This is a genomic window from Ewingella allii (assembly GCF_044430645.1).
Classification (GTDB): Bacteria; Pseudomonadota; Gammaproteobacteria; order Enterobacterales; family Enterobacteriaceae; genus Ewingella; species Ewingella allii.
The window spans coordinates 409778-430307 of sequence record NZ_JAWUDN010000003.1 but is presented as its reverse complement, the minus strand read 5'-3'; the positions used below and the strand labels follow the sequence as shown (position 1 = coordinate 430307).

Annotated in this window: 20 protein-coding genes; 8 read left to right on the top strand and 12 right to left on the bottom strand. The window is 52.9% G+C overall.

The features are described 5' to 3' along the window. Window positions 1-305: 305 nt before the first annotated feature. Complete coding sequence (gene gmhB / locus SBO83_RS10760) at window positions 306-872, bottom strand: D-glycero-beta-D-manno-heptose 1,7-bisphosphate 7-phosphatase (protein WP_396131493.1); 567 nt, start codon at window positions 870-872, stop codon at window positions 306-308. Window positions 873-1048: 176 nt separating this feature from the next. On the opposite strand from gmhB, the gene metN reads away from it, so the two are divergent. The 6 genes from metN (at window position 1049) to proS (ending at window position 6708) form a co-directional block, all read left to right on the top strand. Further along, on the top strand, window positions 1049-2080 hold the full coding sequence (metN, locus tag SBO83_RS10755; RefSeq protein WP_034792752.1) for a methionine ABC transporter ATP-binding protein MetN: 1032 nt from the start codon (window positions 1049-1051) through the stop codon (window positions 2078-2080). After that, window positions 2073-2726, top strand: a complete 654-nt coding sequence (locus tag SBO83_RS10750; RefSeq protein ID WP_034792754.1) for a methionine ABC transporter permease MetI — start codon at window positions 2073-2075, stop codon at window positions 2724-2726. Before metN ends, SBO83_RS10750 begins: the two co-directional genes overlap by 8 nt. Window positions 2727-2761: 35 nt before the next feature. Continuing rightward, window positions 2762-3604, top strand: a complete 843-nt coding sequence (locus SBO83_RS10745) for a MetQ/NlpA family lipoprotein (RefSeq protein WP_396131504.1) — start codon at window positions 2762-2764, stop codon at window positions 3602-3604. A gap of 153 nt (window positions 3605-3757) precedes the next feature. Continuing rightward, window positions 3758-4165 (top strand): Rcs stress response system protein RcsF, encoded by a 408-nt coding sequence (gene rcsF / locus SBO83_RS10740; protein WP_353503226.1) that lies wholly within the window; start codon window positions 3758-3760, stop codon window positions 4163-4165. Further along, the gene (gene tsaA / locus SBO83_RS10735) at window positions 4162-4869 is read left to right on the top strand and encodes a tRNA (N6-threonylcarbamoyladenosine(37)-N6)-methyltransferase TrmO (protein ID WP_396131492.1); all 708 of its coding nucleotides are present in this window, start codon (window positions 4162-4164) and stop codon (window positions 4867-4869) included. The genes rcsF and tsaA overlap by 4 nt, the downstream gene beginning before the upstream one ends. 120 nt (window positions 4870-4989) lie before the next feature. Next, window positions 4990-6708, top strand: coding sequence for a proline--tRNA ligase (gene proS / locus SBO83_RS10730; RefSeq protein ID WP_396131491.1), 1719 nt, complete (start codon window positions 4990-4992; stop codon window positions 6706-6708). 96 nt (window positions 6709-6804) lie between these two features. On the opposite strand, the gene nlpE is transcribed toward proS, so the two are convergent. The 3 genes from nlpE to SBO83_RS10715 all read right to left on the bottom strand — a co-directional run bounded on the left by nlpE (window position 6805) and on the right by SBO83_RS10715 (window position 8528). After that, on the bottom strand, window positions 6805-7482 hold the full coding sequence (nlpE, locus tag SBO83_RS10725; RefSeq protein ID WP_396131490.1) for an envelope stress response activation lipoprotein NlpE: 678 nt from the start codon (window positions 7480-7482) through the stop codon (window positions 6805-6807). 63 nt (window positions 7483-7545) lie between these two features. Next, entirely contained in the window at window positions 7546-8001 is a 456-nt protein-coding gene (gene arfB, locus SBO83_RS10720) for an alternative ribosome rescue aminoacyl-tRNA hydrolase ArfB (protein ID WP_396131489.1), read from the bottom strand. After that, window positions 7980-8528, bottom strand: coding sequence for a YaeQ family protein (locus SBO83_RS10715; RefSeq protein ID WP_396131488.1), 549 nt, complete (start codon window positions 8526-8528; stop codon window positions 7980-7982). Before SBO83_RS10715 ends, arfB begins: the two co-directional genes overlap by 22 nt. Before the next feature lie 219 nt (window positions 8529-8747). On the opposite strand from SBO83_RS10715, the gene SBO83_RS10710 reads away from it, so the two are divergent. Then, window positions 8748-8948 carry a YaeP family protein gene (locus SBO83_RS10710; protein ID WP_034792765.1) on the top strand — a complete coding sequence of 67 codons (201 nt, stop codon included), beginning with the start codon at window positions 8748-8750 and terminating at the stop codon, window positions 8946-8948. Then, entirely contained in the window at window positions 8935-9195 is a 261-nt protein-coding gene (gene rof, locus SBO83_RS10705) for a Rho-binding antiterminator (protein WP_353503230.1), read from the top strand. Before SBO83_RS10710 ends, rof begins: the two co-directional genes overlap by 14 nt. Before the next feature lie 59 nt (window positions 9196-9254). On the opposite strand, the gene tilS is transcribed toward rof, so the two are convergent. The 8 genes from tilS to lpxA form a co-directional block, all read right to left on the bottom strand. Beyond that, window positions 9255-10604: a tRNA lysidine(34) synthetase TilS gene (gene tilS, locus SBO83_RS10700; RefSeq protein WP_396131487.1), complete on the bottom strand. Its 1350-nt coding sequence runs from the start codon at window positions 10602-10604 to the stop codon at window positions 9255-9257. 8 nt (window positions 10605-10612) lie between these two features. Further along, window positions 10613-11005 (bottom strand): VOC family protein, encoded by a 393-nt coding sequence (locus tag SBO83_RS10695; RefSeq protein ID WP_353503232.1) that lies wholly within the window; start codon window positions 11003-11005, stop codon window positions 10613-10615. An 89-nt stretch (window positions 11006-11094) separates the two neighbouring features. Then, window positions 11095-13239 carry a lysine decarboxylase LdcC gene (locus SBO83_RS10690; RefSeq protein WP_396131486.1) on the bottom strand — a complete coding sequence of 715 codons (2145 nt, stop codon included), beginning with the start codon at window positions 13237-13239 and terminating at the stop codon, window positions 11095-11097. Window positions 13240-13423: 184 nt separating this feature from the next. Then, window positions 13424-14383 (bottom strand): acetyl-CoA carboxylase carboxyl transferase subunit alpha, encoded by a 960-nt coding sequence (gene accA / locus SBO83_RS10685; RefSeq protein ID WP_100936851.1) that lies wholly within the window; start codon window positions 14381-14383, stop codon window positions 13424-13426. Window positions 14384-14395: 12 nt separating this feature from the next. After that, window positions 14396-17878 carry a DNA polymerase III subunit alpha gene (gene dnaE / locus SBO83_RS10680; RefSeq protein ID WP_396131485.1) on the bottom strand — a complete coding sequence of 1161 codons (3483 nt, stop codon included), beginning with the start codon at window positions 17876-17878 and terminating at the stop codon, window positions 14396-14398. A 72-nt stretch (window positions 17879-17950) separates the two neighbouring features. Next, the gene (gene rnhB / locus SBO83_RS10675; RefSeq protein WP_396131484.1) at window positions 17951-18544 is read right to left on the bottom strand and encodes a ribonuclease HII; all 594 of its coding nucleotides are present in this window, start codon (window positions 18542-18544) and stop codon (window positions 17951-17953) included. Beyond that, window positions 18541-19689 (bottom strand): lipid-A-disaccharide synthase, encoded by a 1149-nt coding sequence (gene lpxB, locus SBO83_RS10670; protein ID WP_396131483.1) that lies wholly within the window; start codon window positions 19687-19689, stop codon window positions 18541-18543. The genes rnhB and lpxB overlap by 4 nt, the downstream gene beginning before the upstream one ends. A gap of 49 nt (window positions 19690-19738) precedes the next feature. Further along, a complete protein-coding gene (gene lpxA / locus SBO83_RS10665) occupies window positions 19739-20527 on the bottom strand; it encodes an acyl-ACP--UDP-N-acetylglucosamine O-acyltransferase (protein WP_353503236.1) in 789 nt (262 codons plus the stop codon). Between the last annotated feature and the right edge of the window lie 3 nt (window positions 20528-20530).

Genomic DNA, 20530 nt, shown 5'->3' with positions numbered 1-20530 from the left:
GCCACCGAGGTGGCTGATATCGTCTTGTGAGTGCCCACACAGATTGTCTGATAAATTGTTAAAGAGCAGTGAGTTACGCGCTTTCGCTTGGCAACTCGAGGTGGCGTATATTACGCTTTCCTCTTTCAGTGTCAACCGTTTATTTCACCCGGTTGCCGCTGTTTTTAATCTTTCCGACTCGTTCACTTCGTGATGTTGTTCACGTTGTTCCCTGTCGATGGAGCGGCATTATAGGGAGTTGGGATGGAATGGCAAGCAAATAAAATCACTTTTATTCTGCTTGCCGTTTTTTTATTCACAAAGCCTTATTTCTGAGCTTTTTTGATGAAAACAGGCAGATCAGCAAGGGTATCGAGCACGGTATCCGCCAAGTTTTCGCCCTCAGCCGTGACAGGTTTGCCGCTTCTCACCAGAATTTTATGTCCGACGCCCGCAGCAATACCGGCCTGCAGGTCTTCGATTTTGTCCCCTACTATATAAGAAGAGGCCATATCGATGTTTAACTCGTCTTTGGCGGTCAGGAACATGCCGGGCATCGGCTTGCGGCAATCACAAACTTGAGCGAACTCTTTTACTGAACCTTCTGGGTGATGAGGGCAGAAATAGATGCCGTCCAAATCCACGCCGCGGTCGGCAAGCGACCAATCCATCCACTCGGTCAGGGTCATAAACTGGGCTTCGGTGAATTTGCCACGGGCAATACCAGACTGATTGGTTACCAGCACCAGAGCAAACCCCATTTCCTTTAATTGCAGGCAGGCTTCGATAACACCGTCTATAAATTGGAATTGGTCTATTTCATGAACATAACCATGATCGACATTAATTGTGCCATCTCGGTCTAAAAAAATTGCTGGGACTGTCTGTGCCACGTGTTTGCTCCTGATAACAACATATATAGGTGCAGTATCGCATGTTTTAGCCCACAGTGAGAGTGCTCCGCTGGTTGACTTAGACGTCTAGACGCCTTAGCATCCACCGCATACTTCTGGTTTAACCAGAGAGTTACTCATTAAAGTCACGGCACAAAAGATAGAATAAGAAGAATATGATTAAACTTTCTAATATCACCAAGGTGTTCCAGCAAGGCACGCGTTCAATCGTGGCGCTGTCGGACGTGAATCTTCACGTTCCTGCTGGGCAGATTTACGGCGTGATTGGAGCTTCTGGTGCAGGGAAAAGCACCCTAATCCGCTGTGTTAATTTGCTGGAACGTCCAACTAAGGGTCAGGTTATCGTTGATGGCCAAGATCTGATGGCATTCTCTGAGAAAGCGCTGACTCGCGCTCGCCGGCAGATTGGCATGATTTTTCAGCACTTTAACCTGCTCTCTTCTCGTACTGTCTTCGGCAACGTGGCTTTGCCGTTGGAGCTGGATAACCTCTCCTCTGGCGAGATTCAAAAACGCGTTAGCGAATTGCTGAAATTGGTCGGTCTGGAAGATAAGCATGATGCTTACCCGGCCAATTTGTCCGGCGGCCAGAAACAGCGTGTGGCTATCGCGCGTGCTTTGGCCAGCAATCCTAAGGTGCTGTTGTGCGATGAAGCCACCAGCGCGCTGGACCCGGCAACCACGCGTTCTATTCTGGAATTGCTGAAAGACATCAACCGCCGTTTGGGCCTGACCATCTTGTTGATCACCCATGAGATGGACGTGGTGAAACGTATCTGTGATCAGGTGGCGGTGATCAGCAACGGCCAGCTTATCGAACAAGATAAAGTTAGCGAGATGTTCTCTCATCCGAAAACGCCGCTGGCACAGCAGTTTATTCAATCCACGCTGCATCTGGATATTCCTGATGACTACGCCGATCGGCTGGTTGCTCAGCCCGCTGCCGATCTGGTTCCTTTATTGCGTCTGGAATTTACCGGCCAGTCGGTAGATGCTCCGCTATTATCTGAAGTGGTTCGTCGCTTCAACATTAACAACAATATTATTAGTGCTCAGATGGATTACGCCGGTGGCGTCAAATTCGGCATCATGTTGACCGAAATGCACGGTGAAGAAGCTAGTACGCAGGCTGCGATTGAGTTCTTGCAGCAGAATCAAGTGAAAGTAGAGGTGCTCGGTTATGTCTGAGGCAATGATGTGGTTAATGGGCCGAGGCATCTGGGAAACCGTTGTAATGACGCTGACCTCCGGCTTCTTTGGTTTTGTACTTGGTTTGCCTTTTGGCGTGCTTCTGTATGTCACTCGCCCTGGTCAAATCGCTGAGAATAAGAAGGTCTATCGCGTCATGTCTGCGGTGGTGAATATTTTCCGTTCGATTCCTTTCATTATTCTCTTAGTGTGGATGATTCCATTCACGCGAATGATTGTTGGGACATCAATCGGTCTGCAAGCGGCCATCGTGCCTTTAACCGTGGGCGCTGCGCCGTTTATCGCGCGTATGGTTGAGAATGCGCTGTTGGAAATTCCTAGCGGTTTGGTGGAAGCGGCTCGCGCTATGGGTGCAACACCGATGCAAATCATCCGCAAAGTCTTGCTGCCAGAAGCACTGCCGGGCTTAGTCAATGCAGCGACTATCACGCTCATCACGCTGGTTGGTTATTCAGCCATGGGTGGCGCAGTGGGTGCTGGCGGTCTGGGCCAGATTGGTTATCAGTATGGTTACATCGGATATGATGCCACCGTCATGAATACCGTATTGATTTTGTTAGTCGTATTGGTTTATCTGATTCAGTTTTGTGGCGACCGCATTGTGAAAGCGGTAACCCACAAGTAAAGCAGCACGGTTCTACCTAAAAAACATTGCGAATAATTTATCTCCCTTATAGAGGAAAGGATACGTCTACAAAATTCAAATCGATTGCAGTTGTCGGCGCGCTTTTGGGAACGCTGGCTCTGGTAGGATGCGGGCCGAAAGAACAAGATCCAAACCATATCAAAGTGGGTGTGATCGTGGGTTCTGAGCAGCAAGTAGCTGAAGTCGCACAGAAAGTGGCTAAAGAGAAATATGGTCTGGACGTTGAGCTGGTAACTTTCAATGACTATGTTCTGCCGAACGAAGCGTTGAGCAAAGGCGATATCGACGTTAACGCCTTCCAGCACAAGCCTTATTTGGATCAGCAGATTAAAGATCGCGGCTACAAACTGGTGCCAGTCGGTAACACCTTCGTGTACCCAATTGCCGGTTACTCTAAGAAAATCAAATCTATCTCTGAGCTGAAAGCAGGCGACCAGATTGCTCTGCCGAATGACCCAACTAACCTTGGCCGTTCACTGCTGCTGTTGCAGAAAGAAGGTTTGATCAAACTGAAAGACGGCGTTGGCCTGCTGCCTACCGTTCTTGATGTGACTGAGAACCCTAAAAACCTGAAACTGGTTGAGTTGGAAGCGCCACAGCTGCCACGTTCACTGGATGATGACAAAATTGCTCTGGCAGTGATCAACACCACTTACGCCAGCCAAATTGGTCTGACCCCTGAGAAAGACGGCATCTTCGTAGAAGACAAAGAGTCTCCATACGTCAACCTGATCGTTTCTCGTGAAGACAACAAAGACGCTGAGAACGTTAAGAAATTTGTTCAGGCGTACCAGTCTGACGAAGTTAACGCTGCGGCGAATAAAATCTTCAACGGCGGCGCAGTTAAGGGTTGGTAAGTTTCATCAGAGGCTAAATTGCCCCTGATGAGGCAAACTCTTTTCTAAATAAATAACAAGGCGGGCTTATGCTCGCCTTGTTATTTTCCTAATACCTTGCTTCAATAACGCCACATTATTCCCCACTACATAGTACAAAGCAGAGGATATACCATGCGTGCTTTACCTCTCTGTTTGTTAGCTCTCTTGCTAGCTGGTTGTTCTGCGACTCACAAACCGCTGCCACCCACGCCTGAAAAGCCAACTCCGGTAGAACCAAAACCTGTAAAACCAAAACCAGCGCCCGTTCGCCCTGCACCAGTGAAACTTTATAAAGATGCTGAAGCTTTGGTAGGCACACCGTTCCGCGATCTGGGTGAAGTCTCTGGCGAATCATGTCAGGCCGATACTCAGGATTCACCGCCAAGCTTAGCGACAGCCCGTAAGCGCATGCTTACCCGCGCGTCCTATATGAAAGCCAATGCCGTATTGCTGCACCAGTGCCAGATTATTACCGGCGTCCCAGGTTGCCACCAGCAAGCTGTTTGCCAAGGTTCGGCGTTAAACGTTACCTTTAAATGACATCATTTTCGTTCGCCCAAATAGGGACCATTCACTCTCCCTATAAAGAGAAATTCGCGGTGCCGCGTCAGCCTGGCTTGATTGAAGATGGCGGCGGAGAACTGCACTTGCTGCCTCCTTACAATCAGGCTGAAGCCGTAAGAGGGCTGGAAGATTTTAGCCATATTTGGGTGATGTTCATTTTCCACCAAACGATGGAAGGCGGCTGGCGTCCAACCGTGCGCCCGCCTCGTTTGGGGGGTAATGCGCGAGTCGGCGTGTTTGCGACTCGCTCAACCTTTCGGCCAAACCCCTTGGGGATGTCGCTGGTTGAGCTGAAAGGCATTCGCCGTCAGGGGCAAAATGTAGTGCTCGAGTTGGGCAGTCTGGACTTGGTCGACGGCACACCCATTGTCGACATCAAACCTTATCTGCCTTTCGCCGAGAGCCATCCTGAAGCACGCGCCGGTTTTGCCCAGTCGGCGCCTGTCGCCACTATGCCGGTTACTTTCTCTGCCAGCGCAGAGCAGCAACTGCTGCTTAATAGTGTCAAGTACCCTTACCTGCGCCGTTTTATCACGCAGGTTTTAGGTCAGGATCCCCGCCCTGCTTACCGTAAAGGTGAGGAAGTTGAACGAGATTACGCCGTCCATCTGCTGGAATTTAACGTGCGCTGGCGGGTGATTGACGATGTGAACCACGTCTTGTCTCTGGACAAAAACTAAATTTCCATCCCTTCTCTTTTGACAACCCACAGTCGCTGGTAAACTAAACCACTTTTTCACGTTTTGGCTGCCCACTGGCAGCTCGATTGCAATTAGCAGTGCTAACGGAATCAACACAACATGCGTACAACTCAATATCTGCTCTCCACATTAAAAGAGACGCCAGCCGACGCCGAAGTGATCAGCCACCAGCTGATGCTGCGCGCCGGGATGATCCGCAAATTGGCTTCAGGTTTATACACCTGGTTGCCGACCGGTCTGCGCGTCCTGCGTAAAGTTGAAAATATCGTGCGCGAAGAGATGAATAACGCACACGCCATCGAAGTATCAATGCCGGTGGTTCAGCCCGCAGACTTGTGGCAGGAGAGTGGTCGCTGGGAGCAGTATGGCCCTGAGTTGCTGCGTTTCGTCGATCGTGGCGATCGCTCATTCGTGCTCGGCCCAACGCATGAGGAAGTCATCACCGACTTGATCCGTAACGAGCTCAGCTCTTATAAGCAACTGCCGCTGAACTTCTTCCAGATCCAGACCAAATTCCGTGACGAAGTTCGTCCGCGCTTTGGTGTGATGCGTTCTCGCGAATTCATCATGAAGGATGCTTACTCCTTCCACACCACGCAGGAATCCTTGCAGGAAACCTACGACGCGATGTATGCCGCTTACAGCAAAATCTTCAGCCGTATGGGTCTGGATTTCCGTGCTGTGCAGGCTGATACCGGATCAATCGGCGGTAGCGCCTCTCACGAGTTCCAGGTGCTGGCGTCAAGCGGCGAAGATGACATCATCTTCTCTACAGACTCTGACTTCGCGGCTAACATCGAGCTGGCAGAAGCTGTGGCTCCAGCTACTCCGCGCGCAGCTGCAACCGAAGAGATGCGTCAGGTTGCTACGCCAAACGCCAAAACTATCGCCGAGCTGGTTGAGCAATTCCAACTGCCGGTTGAGAAAACCGTTAAAACGCTGATGGTTCACGCCACCGAAGAGAGCGGCCACAAGCTGGTTGCCCTGCTGGTTCGCGGCGACCACGAGCTGAATGAAGTGAAAGCCGAGAAGCTGCCACAGGTTGCTTCGCCGCTGACTTTCGCCACCGAAGCTGAGATCCGCGCAGTAGTCAGTGCTGGCCCAGGCTCTTTAGGTCCAGTTAATCTGCCAATGCCAATCGTGGTAGACCGCACCGTAGCCGTGATGAGCGACTTCAGCGCTGGCGCAAACATCGACGGTCAGCACCTGTTCGGCATCAACTGGGAGCGCGATCTGCCGCTGCCACAGGTTGCGGATATCCGTAACGTGGTTGAAGGCGATATCAGCCCAGACGGCAAAGGCACTCTGCTGATTAAACGCGGGATCGAAGTGGGTCACATCTTCCAACTCGGCACCAAGTATTCTCAGGCGATGAATGCCACCGTGCAGGGCGAAGACGGCCGTAACCAAGTGATGACCATGGGTTGTTACGGTATCGGGGTGACTCGCGTGGTGGCGGCGGCTATCGAGCAGAATCACGACGACCGCGGGATCATCTGGCCAGACGCTATCGCGCCTTTCCAGGTCGCCATCCTGCCAATGAACATGCAGAAATCTTTCCGCGTGAAAGAAGCTGCAGAAACCCTGTACGAAACGCTGCGTGCCAAAGGCATCGACGTCATTCTGGATGACCGTAAAGAGCGTCCGGGCGTGATGTTTGCTGATATGGAGCTGATTGGCGTGCCTTATCAAGTGGTTATCGGCGATCGTAATCTGGATGCGGAAGAGTTGGAATATAAAAACCGCCGTACCGGTGAGAAGCTGATGATTAAGCAAAGCGACATCGTTGAGCACCTGCTGGGCCAAATCGCGCGTTAATTAGCGCAATTCCAGCTTATAGCAGCAATAAAAACGCCCGTCTAAAACGGGCGTTTTTTATGCTTTGCTTTTAACCGTGAGAACCGAGCAGTGAAATTACGGACAGCCTTTGCCGGCGTCGAATTTAACTTTGTTATCAGCCACGACGGACTTCTGCATCACGCCTTGCTCAGTGGATGGCTCAACGATGAAGTGACCGTCCATTGAAACAAACACCAGCTCATTCGGCTTTTTACGCGCCGCAAGATAGCCCTGCTCCAAGGTTTTGTCATTTGACACTGGGAAAACCTTGCCCGTCGCGCAATCGCTGAAGGTGGCGATATCTTCGCTAAACTGCACCATACCGGTCAGCGCCATTGGCGTTTTCGGCATGTCTTGCTTCGTCGGGGTCAGCTGATAATTAAACTGGGAGACAATCGGCTCGCCGTGGATATCCAGCATCTCCAGATTTTCCCCTTGCGGGCGGAAATAGCGTTTCTCCCCTTTGCCGTCAGTCAGCACCAGCTTGTCGGCGGTACGCGCCCACTTACCATAGCTGGCCAAGGCCAAATCGCCATCCCGCGCGCCTTGGTAAGTTTCCTGCAAAATGTACGTCCCATCCTGTTGTAAGAACAGGGAGGTTTTAATTCCGCTACAGTCAGCGCACGGCACTACGCCGCTGAAGCTCTGCTGCATTGCCTCGAAAGGCTGTTCGTGGTTGCTGGCCAAGGTATGACAGCCAAACAATGACAACGAACCCAGCGCCAGTACTGCGCCAATAATTAATTTCTTCACCCTATCTCCCTTTACATCCCATGTCACTGTGGCAAAAAAGGACCCATTCCACAGTTGAGCCGATCACGGCTGCCGAATCTTCCCACGCAATGCTTTGGTTGCGCCTTTTTTAACTTTTCCTTCTACACGACGAATTTTAGACCCTCTGGTGGGTTTCGTCGCTTTTCTAATCTTTTCAACCACCATCGCCTGCGAAATCAGGCTATTGAGACGAGCCAACGCGGCTTCGCGATTCATCTCCTGACTGCGATACTCCTGCGCTTTAATCACTACCACCCCTTCTGCGGTGATTAGGTGGTGATTAAAGGCCAAAAGCCGCTGTTTGTAATAATCAGGCAAACTTGAGGCTTTAATATCAAAGCGTAAGTGAATGGCGGTGGAAGTTTTATTCACATTTTGACCACCCGCCCCTTGGGCGCGGATGGCGGTTAATTCTATTTCACTGTCTGGGAGTTCAAGCTTTCCGGAAAGAATTTGCACGTCTGCTACCTTACATCTTACTCTGCGGGCGTTTTCCATTCAGAGAATTGTATTTCCAAATTATTCTGAGCGTCAGAAAGCCAAATAGTTCCGTCCTGCAACGTGGCTTGCAAGTTCATGTTGCGATTGGCAAAGGCGGCGAGCTTGGCTAACAGCTCGTCATCAATGAAGCGCACGCTTAAATTGCCGAAGCCGCTGATTTTACTCTCAATCGCCGACCACCAGACTTTTGCCGCGCGCTCGCTATACACATACAGCACCACCTCACGCGACTGGTTGCAGCCTTTCTTCAGGCGTTTCTCATCGGGCAGGCCCAGCTCAACCCACAGCTCAATGCCGTTGTGATCGTTTTTCCGCCAGATTTCCGGCTCATCTTCGGCGCTCAGGCCACGGGTAAAGCTCAAACGCTCATCGGCGTGGCAAATCCAGGCCAGCAGGCGCAGCATCATGCGTTGTTCTGTTTCGGAGGGATGCTGAGCCAAGGTCAGGTTGGCATCGTAGAAGAAATTGCGGTCCATATCTGCAATGTTAATCGCCGCTTTGTAGATCGTCGCTTTTAATGCCATTGAAAACCCCTTGATATTAGACGCACAGTGTACTGTAAAGCGGGCCTTAGCGACCAGTTTAACGCTGGATTAACTCTCTCCCGGCTAAAGAGAAAGCTGCATCTGCTCGTTAATAACTGGCATTCTCCTGTGCTATAGTCGTTTAATACTGAGAGTTTATCTTTCTGGGCTTTCATTAGGGTTAATACCCCAGCGGGATACGCTTTTGAAGGAGGACCTATGCAAGAGTACTGTGAGTCTATACGCCGTAAATATGCTGAGATTGCCAGTGGCGACCTTGGCTATGTGCCCGACGCGTTGGGCTGTGTGTTGAAAGCATTGGACGATGTCGCGGCGAATGCCGAACTGCCGTCTTCTATCCGGGAACAGGCGGCTTATGCCGCTGCTAACTTATTGGTGAGCGATTATGTCGATGAATGATGAGTACCAAGCCATCAATTGCGATGATTACGATAACCTCGAGATCGCCTGCCAGCAAAGCTTAGTTTTGACGTTGAAATTGCGTAACGGAGAGACTATTGAAGGTAAAGCTCAAGATCTGTTGATGCGTAAAAAAGTAGAATATCTGATTATCGACGTGGCCGGTGAGCAACGCGATTTACGTCTCGATCATATCGAAAGTTTTAGCCATCCAAAAATCGGCACGGTGACTGTTAGCATCGAATAACGTTTAATATCAAATAATTAAACGCTTAACGGGCAATCTTTGGATTGCCCGTTTGTATTTCAGCGGCCAGCAACGGCTTTGCGCCACACGACCTGGTATGCCTGCTGGCCCTGCTCTGCTCGCCCCTGCTGGGTGATAAACAGACCCGGCGCGGCCACCAGTTGCTCATTGTAGAACACCAGCGGGGTGCGCTCTCGCTCCCATGGCGCAACGCCAAGCTCCGGCCACAGCTTTTTCAAACTGCGCCCGCCCTGCCGCCCGACTTTCTCCACCATCCCCTGAGCCGTAAAACGAATAGTGACGGCTTCGTCAGAAGCGGGAAGCCGCAAACCTTCTAGCGAAGAGTCAGTAAGCATTTCGACAGTTAAACAGCCAAGCCCCTCGGGCAGACTCAGCTTTGTGGCGATATTCCAAGGCACAACCTCCTCGCGCAGGGAAGGCAGCGAGGCGGGCAGCAAGTAGAGCCGCTGGCGAAAACGCCTGATACTCGAGGTGTTGAGCCTAAACTGCGGCTCGGCGTCGTCGCGGCAGATTGCCACCTCATCCCAAATACGCTGGAGCTGCTCCCGTGACGGCATTTTCGCCCCCAGCTGCGCCAGCCAGCGGCGCAGCAGAGCCTGACGGCGCGGGGAGGACATCACCAGCATGGGTTCAATCTGCAAACTGCCGTCGCTGGCCTGCAAAGTTTGCAATGACTCGGCCAAAAGTTCATCCAGCAGTGACTCTTGCTCGGCGCAGAGCGCGGCGCTTCGCGCTACGGCCTCGGGAAAATGCGGCCAGCGCTGATAGAGCGCGGGAAGTACATCGAGCCGCAGGAAGTTGCGGTCAAAGCGCGCATCGCCATTGCTGTCATCTTCAATCCAAAGGAGATTGGCCGCCGAAGCAAAGTCTTCCAGCTGCTGGCGCGAAAGTGAGAGCAAGGGCCGCAATAAGCGATAGTGCTGCCGAGGCGCGCTCGCCGCCATAGATGACAACCCCGCAGGCCCGCTGCCGCGCTTTAACGCCAGCATAAAGGTTTCGCACTGATCATTTAGATGCTGAGCCGTCAGCAGGCATTCATCGCCCGCAAGGCTGCTGGCGAAAGCCTGATAGCGCGCCTTGCGAGCCGCGGCCTCAATGCCGTCTTGCTGGCTATCCACTCTGACCCGAATGACCTCCAGCAGCACGCCCCGCTGCTGGCAAAATGCCTCACAGTGGCTCACCCAGCTATCGGCAAACTGGCTTAAGCCATGATGAACATGAATCGCCCGCAGCGCCATCTCCGGCCAGTGGCTGTCGCGCAGTTTGACCAGCGCGTCCAGCAGCACCGATGAGTCTAGCCCGCCGCTAAAAGCGACGCAGAGCTTGCGCTCTCTGCCGATGTGCTTGATTAGCTCAGCGAGAACCGGGTTTGGCGTGGGAGAGTTCATTAGAGTACTCAACTGAGTTCGTAAAGCTCCAGTGGCAAATCGTCTGGATCGCTGAAGAAGGTGAATCGCTTATCGGTATAAGGATCGACCCGCACCGGCTCACACTCTACTCCGGCGCGGTTAAGCTCGGCGATCGCCACCTCAATGTCATCCACCGCGAAGGCTAAATGGCGCAACCCGCAGGACTCTGGGCGGCTGCCGCGCGCCGGCGGGTTCGGGAAGCTAAATAGCTCGATGGTGTAGTGGCCGTTAAGCGCCAAATCCGCTTTCCATGAATCACGCTCTTCACGATAAACCTCGGACATCAGGCTGAATCCCAGCACGTCGCAATAGAAGGCTTTGCTGCGCGGGTAGTCGGAAGCGATGATCGCAATATGGTGGATCTGGCGTAGGTTGAGCATAAAACTGTCCTGTAAAATTTTGGGAGCACGTTACTCAGGCTGCCCTGCTTCGTCAATAAAAGCCCTCAAATGAGGGCCAGGCAAGACAATTATTCCGCCGGCAGCTTCAGTACTTTCACCAGATAGCGGCCGTCTTCCGTCAGTTTCGCGCCGTGAATATCGGTTTCAAAGCCCGGATAATGTTCACCAATCGAGCAGAGCATGATCAGGAAGTCCAGCACCGCGCGGCTCTCCTGGGTGATCATCTCGCCGGGCATCACCACCGGGACGCCCGGCGGATAAGGCAAGATCATATTGGCCGAGACTTTGCCGATCAACTCTTCTATCTCGCACTCTTCAATATGGCCGCGTACCTGATGCTGGAACATCTCATACGGCGTCAGCATCATCTCTGGCAACACATCAAAGGCTCTGATCATCAAGCTCGGCAGATCGTGGTGGCGAATCATTTTATGAATGCCCTGAGCCAGATCCTGAATGCGCATATGGCGGTAAAAATCCGGATCCTCAGCATAAAGATCCGGCAGCATATTCTTCACCCGCAGGTTGAGATCGTAAGAGCGTTTGAAGTCGGTCAGCCCGCGCATCAGGCTCATCGCCTTGGTTTTGTCGATGCCAATGCTGAACAGGAATAGCAGATTATAAGGGCCGGTCTTCTCTACCACCACGCCGCGCTCGTCGAGGAACTTAGCCACCAGCGCGGCCGGGATCCCCTCTTCAGCCAGCTGCCCCTGCTCATCCATCCCCGGCGTCAGGATAGTCACCTTAATCGGATCCAGATACATGTGGTCGCTGTCGGCATTGGCAAAGCCGTGCCAGTTTTGGTCTGGATTGAGCGGCCAGCACTCGGCCTCATCAATCTCTTCAGGCTGCCAAATATCGTAGAACCAACCCTCAGTCTCTTCGCGCAGACGCTGGATCTCTTTGCGAAAGTGCAGCGCCCTTTCCACCGAACGGTTGATCAATCGGCGTCCCGGATTGCCGCGCAGCATGGCGGCGGCGGTTTCTGCCGAGGCCACAATGCCGTAATTCGGCGAGGTGGTGGTGTGCATCATGTAGGCTTCATTAAAGGTGTTTTCATCATAATCCCCTTTAATGTGGATCATCGAAGCCTGAGAAAACGCCGCCAAGAGTTTGTGCGTCGATTGAGTTTCATAAATCACTTTCCCCGCGATGCGTTCGCCGCTCATGCCGCTTTTACCGTCGTAAATCGGGTGAAAATTGGTGTAAGGCACCCATGCGGAGTCGAAGTGAATGGACGGCACATCCAAGGTTTTCTTAATATAATCAGTATTGTAAAGCAGACCGTCATAGGTCGAATTGGTGATCACCGCGTGAACCGGCCAGGTGGCATTCTGGGTAGCGGCGACCTTCTGCTCAATGTTCTCCCGCGTGAACTCGCGTTGCGGAATGCCGCCCAGGATCCCATAGGCATTGCGATTCGGCCGCAGATAAATGGGGATCACGTTGGTCATCATCATCAGATGGGCCAGCGACTTATGGCAGTTGCGGTCAATAAGTACGGTGCTTCCCGCCGGGGCGGCGTACATACCAACGATTTTATTCGCCGTTGAGGTGCCGTTAGTCACGATGTAGCTCTGCTCGGAGCCAAAGGTGCGGGCGATGTACTCTTCCGCCTCAAGGTGCGGGCCGGTGTGGTCGAGCAGCGAGCCTAGCTCGGTCACTGAAATGGAAACGTCCGCCTTCAGGGTTTTCGCCCCAAAGAAGTCATAAAACAGCGTTCCCACCGGGCTTTTCAGAAATGCCGTCCCGGCCATATGGCCCGGTGTACAGAAGGTGTATTTCCCCTCTTCGACATAGCGGAACAGCGCCTTGGTCAGCGGCGGCGTGATGGCATCAATATATTCATCCGTGTATTGGCGAATGCGATTGGCAATGTCGTCGGCGGCGTTCAGGGCATATTCGAAGAAGTAGATCACCATGCGCATGTCATTGACGGTGACGTCCAGCGACGAGTGGGTATTAATGAAGCCGTACAGCGGCAGGTACTCGTTTAATTCGTTGATTTCCACACAGAGTGCTTCGCTGTGCTGATCCCAATCGAAAATCGCACCGCAGATCCGCGCATTGTGTTCGATCAGTTTGAGGAGATCGCTCGGATCCCGTGGGTAAATAATTTTGAAGCCCAGGTTCGTCAGGGCGAGATCCAATTCGCGGATCGGCTCATCTTTGTAATAGACGCCTTCGGGGCGCAGGATGGCGATAATATTCATCTGACAAATCCTTCTGGTTTTTATATCTCATATAATTATAGAAACATGGTTAACTTCGCATGTGTACCTTTTCGCGAATAAGAAATGAAAAATCAGAATGATGGCGCTCACGGCGGAGGCGGGATGGCAGAAACGAAAAAGGCCGTGCAAGCACGGCCTTTGAAAACAAATTGAGCGTTATGACTTAGCAGTAGCCGTAAGTCATCAGACGCTGGTAGCGACGGTTGCGCAGTTCTTCATTATTCAGAACATCCAGATCGCTCAGATCAGCTTCCAACTGGGCACGCAGGGACGCGGCCATGGCAGGAACGTCGCGATGCGCGCCGCCCAGAGGCTCAGGGATAACAGAGTCAATCAGCTTCAGCTCTTTCAGGCGTGGCGCAATGATACCCATTGCTTCCGCAGCCAGTGGCGCTTTATCGGCGCTTTTCCACAGGATAGACGCACAGCCTTCCGGTGAAATCACTGAGTAGGTGCTGTATTGCAGCATGTTAACTTTGTCGCCGACGCCAATGGCCAATGCGCCACCGGAGCCGCCTTCACCAATAACGGTACAGATAACCGGCACGTTCAGACGGGACATCTCGCGCAGGTTGCGGGCGATAGCTTCGGACTGACCACGCTCTTCTGCGCCCACGCCAGGGTAAGCACCCGGGGTGTCGATGAAGGTGATGATTGGCAGCTTGAAGCGCTCGGCCATTTCCATCAGACGTAATGCTTTGCGATAGCCTTCTGGTGCTGGCATACCGAAGTTACGGCGGATTTTTTCTTTAGTTTCACGACCTTTTTGATGACCAATGATCATCACAGGACGCTCACCTAAACGCGCGATACCACCAACGATAGCTTTATCGTCAGCATAAGCACGGTCACCAGCCAGTTCATCAAAATCGGTGAAGATATGTTTGATGTAATCCAGGGTGTAAGGGCGACGCGGGTGGCGCGCCAGTTGGGCAATCTGCCAGGCACCCAGATCAGAGAAAATCTTTCGAGTCAGTTCAACGCTTTTTTCACGCAGGCGCTCAACTTCTTCGTCCAGATTAATATCCAATTTTTCGTCTTGACGGCTGACTGCAGTCAGCGAGTCAATTTTCGCTTCCAGCTCCGCAATCGGCTGTTCAAAATCCAGAAAATTCAGACTCATAGCATTCCTATTTTAGTCAAATTCCAGTTCCACCTGCTCGGTACCTACAAGCGTTCGCAGATCCAGCAACAGTTTATCGGTCGGCGTTACACGCCACGTTGCACCGAATCGTAGCCGGGCACGCGCATTTTCTCGTTGGTAGTACAGATGTACTGGTATCGTCCCCGATCGGTGAGGTTCCAACGATTGGCGGAGACGGTTTAAAAGCTGGTCATCAATTTGCCTGTCAGTCAGCGAGATAGCAAGACCGCGAGCATATTTTTCACGTGCTTCACTGATGTCCATAACGTCGCGGGCCATCATTTTAAGCCCGCCGCTGAAGTCATCAAAGCTGACCTGTCCAGTGGCGATAAGGATACGGTCTTTTTCCAATAAATGCTGGAATTTTTCTAGCGCTTCGGTGAACAACATTACTTCCAGACGCCCGGAACGGTCGTCTAACGTACAGATACCAATACGGTTTCCCCGTTTGGTAACCATTACCCTCGCAGCGATAACCAAGCCCACTGCGATAGTCATTTTGCCCCGGTCGGTCGGGTGCATATCTTTTAGACGCTGGCCGCCGCCGTAACGCTCAATTTCTTTTAGATATTGAGTTATCGGGTGACCGGTGAGGTACAGCCCGAGCGTTTCGCGTTCGCCGTCCAGCACCGTCTGTTCTGGCCACGGCGTGACGTTGGCATAAGACTTTTCAACCTGCTCAGGGGCTTCGGCCAGTACGCCGAACATGTCCACCTGCCCGATAGCCTCGGCTTTCGCGTGCTGATCGGCAGCCTTCAGCGCATCGCCTAAAGAGCTCATCAACGCGGCGCGGTGCGGGCCGAGACGATCAAAGGCACCGGACATGATCAGCTTTTCGAGAATACGTTTATTGAGCTTTTTCACATCGGCGCGGGCGCACAGGTCAAACAGCTCTTTGAAATAGCCGCCTTCGTTTCGCGCTTCGATAATGGCTTCGATGGGGCCTTCGCCCACGCCTTTTATCGCGCCAATGCCGTAAACAATCTCACCTTCGTCATTGACGTGGAAATGGTACAAGCCGCTGTTGATATCTGGTGGCAGGATTTTCAACCCCATGCGCCAGCATTCGTCAACCAGACCCACCACCTTCTCAGTGTTGTCCATATCGGCAGTCATTACCGCCGCCATGAACTCCGCCGGATAGTGCGCTTTCAGCCATAAGGTCTGATAGGAAACCAGCGCATAAGCTGCGGAGTGGGACTTGTTGAAACCATAACCCGCAAACTTCTCTACCAGGTCGAAGATTTTAACTGCCAGTTCGCCGTCAATGCCACGAGATTTTGCACCATCTTCAAAACCGCCGCGCTGCTTGGCCATTTCGACCGGGTTCTTTTTACCCATGGCGCGACGCAGCATGTCCGCACCGCCCAGCGAGTAACCCGCCAGCACCTGTGCAATCTGCATCACCTGTTCTTGGTACAGGATGATGCCATAGGTCGGCTCCAGCACCGGCTTCAGAGACTCATGCTGCCACTGAATGTCGGGGTAAGACAGCTCTTCGCGGCCGTGTTTACGGTCGATAAAGTTATCTACCATGCCTGACTGCAACGGCCCCGGACGGAACAGGGCCACTAATGCGATCATATCTTCGAAACAGTCGGGCTTCAGGCGTTTAATCAAATCTTTCATACCACGGGATTCGAGCTGGAATACCGCCGTGGTTTCTGAGCGCTGCAGCATGTCGAAGCTTTTCTTATCTTCGAGCGGGATGGCAGCGATATCAATAGGTTCGAGTCCGGATTTCGCGCGACGGGCGTTAATCATGCCCAGCGCCCAGTCGATGATGGTCAGCGTACGCAGGCCGAGGAAGTCAAACTTCACCAGACCGGCATATTCGACGTCGTTTTTGTCGAATTGGGTGACCGGATGGTTACCCTCGGCGTCGCAGTATAATGGCGCAAAATCGGTAATTTTGGTCGGCGCGATCACCACGCCCCCGGCATGTTTGCCGGCGTTACGGGTGACACCTTCGAGCTTACGCGCCATGTCGATCAGGGCTTTAACCTCTTCATCTGCTTCATAAATTTCTGGCAGCTGGGGTTCAGCAGCAAAGGCCTTTTCGAGCGTCATGCCCGGATCGGGTGGCACCAGTTTGGAGATACGATCGACGAATCCGTAAGGATGGCCGAGCACGCGGCCCACGTCGCGGATAACCGCTTTGGCCGCCATGGTACCGAAGGTGATGATCTGCGAAACCGCTTCACGGCCATACATTTCGGCCACGTGGTCGATAACCAGGTCGCGTTTTTCCATGCAGAAGTCGACGTCGAAGTCGGGCATGGAGACACGCTCTGGGTTCAAGAAGCGTTCGAACAGCAGGTCGAACTCCAGTGGATCCAAATCGGTAATTTTTAAGGCGTAGGCGACCAATGAGCCAGCACCGGAACCACGCCCTGGTCCTACCGGCACGTCGTTATCTTTCGACCATTGGATAAATTCCATCACGATCAAGAAGTAGCCGGGGAAGCCCATCTGGTTGATAACGCGCAGCTCTACGTCGAGACGCTCGTCATATTCCGGGCGTTTCTGCGCTCTTACTTCAGGATCAGGGAATAAGAACTCCAGACGCTCCTCAAGTCCTTCCTTCGATTTCGCCACCAGAAAGTCCTCGGTGGTCATGTCTCCGGTCGGGAATTGCGGCAGGAAGTATTCGCCGAGGCGAATGGTCACGTTACAGCGTTTGGCGATTTCCACCGTGTTGAGCAGGGCTTCGGGGATATCCTCGAACAGCTCGCACATCTCATCTTCGCTGCGCATGTACTGTTGCGCGGTGTAATTTCGCGGACGTTTCGGGTCATCGAGGGTGAAACCGTCGTGGATAGCCACGCGGATTTCATGCGCGTCGAAGTCGCCCTGCACCAAAAAACGCACATCGTTGGTGGCCACCACGGGCAAATCACGCTCTGCCGCCAGCGCCACGGCGGCGTGAAGGTAGTTCTCCTCTTCGGCGCGCCCGGTGCGGATCAGCTCTAGGTAGTATCGATCAGGGAAATACTGCTGGTAGAACTCCAGACACTGCTCGACCTGCAGCTGATTGCCGCGTAACAGGAACTTACCTACGTCGCCCATTTTCGCGCCGGAGAGCAAGATAAGTCCTTCATTCAGCTCGGCCAGCCAGTCGCGGTCGATAATGGGGCCAGCGGCGCCGTAGCCTCGCTGATAAGCGCGGGAGATCAGTAGCGTCAGATTCTGGTAGCCCTGATTATTCATCGCCAGTACGGTGAGCTGTGCCAGTTCGTCACCCAGAATTTCACTCTGCACGTTAAAGTCGGCGCCAATGATTGGCTTAATACCGGCACCGTGCGCCGAGCCGTAGAACTTCACCAGACCGCACAGGTTGGTGAAATCGGTAATGGCTAAGGCTGGCATGCCGAGGGACGCCGCGCACTTCACCAACGGCCCCACCTTGGCTAATCCATCCACCATGGAGTAGTCACTGTGAGTGCGAAGATGAATAAAACGAGGTTCGGCCATATCCAGAGTCCAGAGATGAAGATTGAATGAACGCTTGTCGGAATGACAAACTGACTTAAAACGCTAACAGACTTACTGCCCCAGCGCCCGCCTGACGGGTGCGAAGCTGCGCCTGTGGTGCGGCGTGGCACCCAGCTTAACCAGGCTTTCGAGATGCACCGGCGTCGGGTAGCCTTTGTGTTTGGCAAAGCCGTAATCAGGGAACTGAAGATCAAGCTCAACCATTTCACGGTCGCGCGTCACTTTGGCTAATATCGACGCGGCGCTGATTTCCGCGACTTTGCTGTCGCCCTTCACCACGGCCTGAGAGGCCATAGGCAATTTGGGGCAGCGATTGCCATCTATCAGCACCATATCTGGCGTGATGTGTAGCCCGGCCACCGCCCGCTGCATCGCCAGCATGGTGGCGTGCAGAATGTTTAATTCGTCGATTTCGTCTGGCTCAGCGCGTCCAAGACTCCACGACAGCGCTTTCTCTTTAATCTCAATATAAAGAGCTTCGCGACGTTTTTCAGTGAGTTTTTTAGAGTCCGCCAGCCCGAGAATCGGCTTGGCCGGATCGAGGATCACGGCGGCAGTGACCACGGCGCCCACTAAAGGCCCGCGCCCTACCTCATCCACCCCGGCGATACACAATGCCTGAGGATAAACGAAGATATCACTCATCGATTTGCCAACTCCATCACGGCCTGCGCGGCCTGCTCATCGGCATCCCAGCGAATGCTTTCGTGCAGCGCCAGGAAAGTTTCCTGCAACTGATGGCTCTCTTCTCCACCAGCCAATAAAGGCAAGAGAGCGGCAGAGAGTTTTTCCGGCACACATTCGGTCTGCAGCAGTTCTTTGACGATTTCGCGCCCCGCCAGCAGGTTTGGCAATGAAACGTAAGGCGTTTTAACCAGACGCTCAGCCAGCCAGTAGGTGAAAGGCTTCATGCGATAACCGACAACCATCGGGCATTTCGCCAACATGCATTCCAGCGCCGCCGTGCCGGAAGCCAGCAACGCCGCATCGCTGGCGATCATGGCGTCTCGCGCCTGACCGTCGAGCAGGTGCGCCGGCAAATCAGGGGCAATCTCAGCCTTAATGCGTTCAAACTGCTCGCGGCGCTTGGCGTTGACCAAAGGAACCACGATGTGCAAATCAGGGTACGTCTGTCGCAGTTGGAGTGCGGTTTTCAGAAAATCGGCACTCAGCATTTCGACTTCCGCGTGGCGACTGCCCGGCAGCAAAGCCAGACAATGAACGCCATCGGGAATGCCTAGCCGCGCGCGCGCCGCAGGTTTGTCAGGATGCAGCGGCATGGAATCCGCCATGGTGTGGCCGATAAACCGGCAAGGAACGTTGAATTTATCGTAAAACGCTTTTTCAAAAGGCAGGAAAGCCAGCACCATATCGGTCGCTTTACCTATTTTGAAAACACGCTTTTGACGCCAGGCCCAGACTGAAGGGCTGACATAGTGAATGGTGCGAATACCGCGCTGCTTGAGACGACCTTCGAGGGTGATGTTGAAGTCAGGCGCGTCAATGCCCACGAAGACATCGGGCTGCAACTCGCTAAAACGCTGAGTCAGGTCTTTGCGGATTTTCAACAGGCGTGGCAGACGTTCGAGAACTTCCACCACGCCCATGACAGCCAGCTCTTCCATTTCGTACCAGGCTTCGCATCCCTCAGCTTGCATCAGTGGGCCAGCAACTCCCACGAAGCGCGCATCAGGATGGTGTTTTCTTAGAGCGCGAATTAAACCAGCACCAAGAATATCGCCGGATGTTTCACCGGCCACCAGGCCAATAGTCAGAACAGGCTTTTGCATTTTTTACCGCTTATTTGCCAAATTACAGGTTTACCAGAGGGTTAGCCCCTTAGCGAATGATGCCGCGCGTGGAGCGCGCGAAGAAATCGCTGAACGGTTTAACCGCCGGGAACTCTGCTGCAATTTCGGCGATTTCAGGTTGCGCTTCTTCCAGCGTTTTTCCGCTGCGATACAATAACTTGTAGGCATTACGGATAGCGTGCAATGAAGATTTGTCAAAACCACGACGCTTCAAGCCTTCGATATTAATACCAAATGGCGTGGCGTGGTTTCCCTGAGCAATCACGAAAGGTGGAACGTCCTGAGCAACGCCAGAGCAGCCGCCAACCATCACGTGAGCACCAATAACGCAGAACTGATGAATGGCAGTCATACCACCAATGATGGCGTGGTCGTCAATCTCAACGTGACCACCAAGGGTCGCGTTATTCGCCAGAATAACGCGATTGCCGATAACGCAATCGTGGGCAATATGCGCGTTAACCATCAACAGGTTATCGCTACCCACTTTTGTTAATCCACCGCCCTGAACGGTACCACGGTGAATGGTCACGCTCTCACGAATACTGTTGCGATCGCCAACTTCAACGCGTGTCGGTTCTCCCGCATATTTCAGATCTTGGTTAATTTCACCAATAGTAACGAACTGAAAAATACGGTTGTCGCGACCAATTTTGGTCACGCCATTAAGAACAACGTGTGATTTAAGCTCAGTACCTTCGCCAATCTCAACGTCAGATCCGACATAACAAAAAGGACCGATTCGAACACCAGCACCGATAATGGCACCGTCTTCGACAACAGAGCTTGGGTGAATAAAGGCGGTTTTATCAATCATTAA

Excerpts from the sequence above, each read along its gene's own strand:
- SBO83_RS10710 (WP_034792765.1), top strand. The coding sequence starts at position 8,748 with ATGCAAGAGTACTGTGAGTCTATACGCCGTAAATATGCTGAGATTGCC.
- proS (WP_396131491.1), top strand. The coding sequence starts at position 4,990 with ATGCGTACAACTCAATATCTGCTCTCCACATTAAAAGAGACGCCAGCC.
- SBO83_RS10695 (WP_353503232.1), bottom strand. The coding sequence starts at position 11,005 with ATGCTCAACCTACGCCAGATCCACCATATTGCGATCATCGCTTCCGAC.
- accA (WP_100936851.1), bottom strand. The coding sequence starts at position 14,383 with ATGAGTCTGAATTTTCTGGATTTTGAACAGCCGATTGCGGAGCTGGAA.
- dnaE (WP_396131485.1), bottom strand. The coding sequence starts at position 17,878 with ATGGCCGAACCTCGTTTTATTCATCTTCGCACTCACAGTGACTACTCC.
- tsaA (WP_396131492.1), top strand. The coding sequence starts at position 4,162 with ATGACATCATTTTCGTTCGCCCAAATAGGGACCATTCACTCTCCCTAT.
- SBO83_RS10715 (WP_396131488.1), bottom strand. The coding sequence starts at position 8,528 with ATGGCATTAAAAGCGACGATCTACAAAGCGGCGATTAACATTGCAGAT.
- SBO83_RS10750 (WP_034792754.1), top strand. The coding sequence starts at position 2,073 with ATGTCTGAGGCAATGATGTGGTTAATGGGCCGAGGCATCTGGGAAACC.
- arfB (WP_396131489.1), bottom strand. The coding sequence starts at position 8,001 with ATGGAAAACGCCCGCAGAGTAAGATGTAAGGTAGCAGACGTGCAAATT.
- rof (WP_353503230.1), top strand. The coding sequence starts at position 8,935 with ATGTCGATGAATGATGAGTACCAAGCCATCAATTGCGATGATTACGAT.
- metN (WP_034792752.1), top strand. The coding sequence starts at position 1,049 with ATGATTAAACTTTCTAATATCACCAAGGTGTTCCAGCAAGGCACGCGT.
- rnhB (WP_396131484.1), bottom strand. The coding sequence starts at position 18,544 with ATGAGTGATATCTTCGTTTATCCTCAGGCATTGTGTATCGCCGGGGTG.
- rcsF (WP_353503226.1), top strand. The coding sequence starts at position 3,758 with ATGCGTGCTTTACCTCTCTGTTTGTTAGCTCTCTTGCTAGCTGGTTGT.
- lpxB (WP_396131483.1), bottom strand. The coding sequence starts at position 19,689 with ATGCAAAAGCCTGTTCTGACTATTGGCCTGGTGGCCGGTGAAACATCC.
- SBO83_RS10690 (WP_396131486.1), bottom strand. The coding sequence starts at position 13,239 with ATGAATATTATCGCCATCCTGCGCCCCGAAGGCGTCTATTACAAAGAT.
- lpxA (WP_353503236.1), bottom strand. The coding sequence starts at position 20,527 with ATGATTGATAAAACCGCCTTTATTCACCCAAGCTCTGTTGTCGAAGAC.
- tilS (WP_396131487.1), bottom strand. The coding sequence starts at position 10,604 with ATGAACTCTCCCACGCCAAACCCGGTTCTCGCTGAGCTAATCAAGCAC.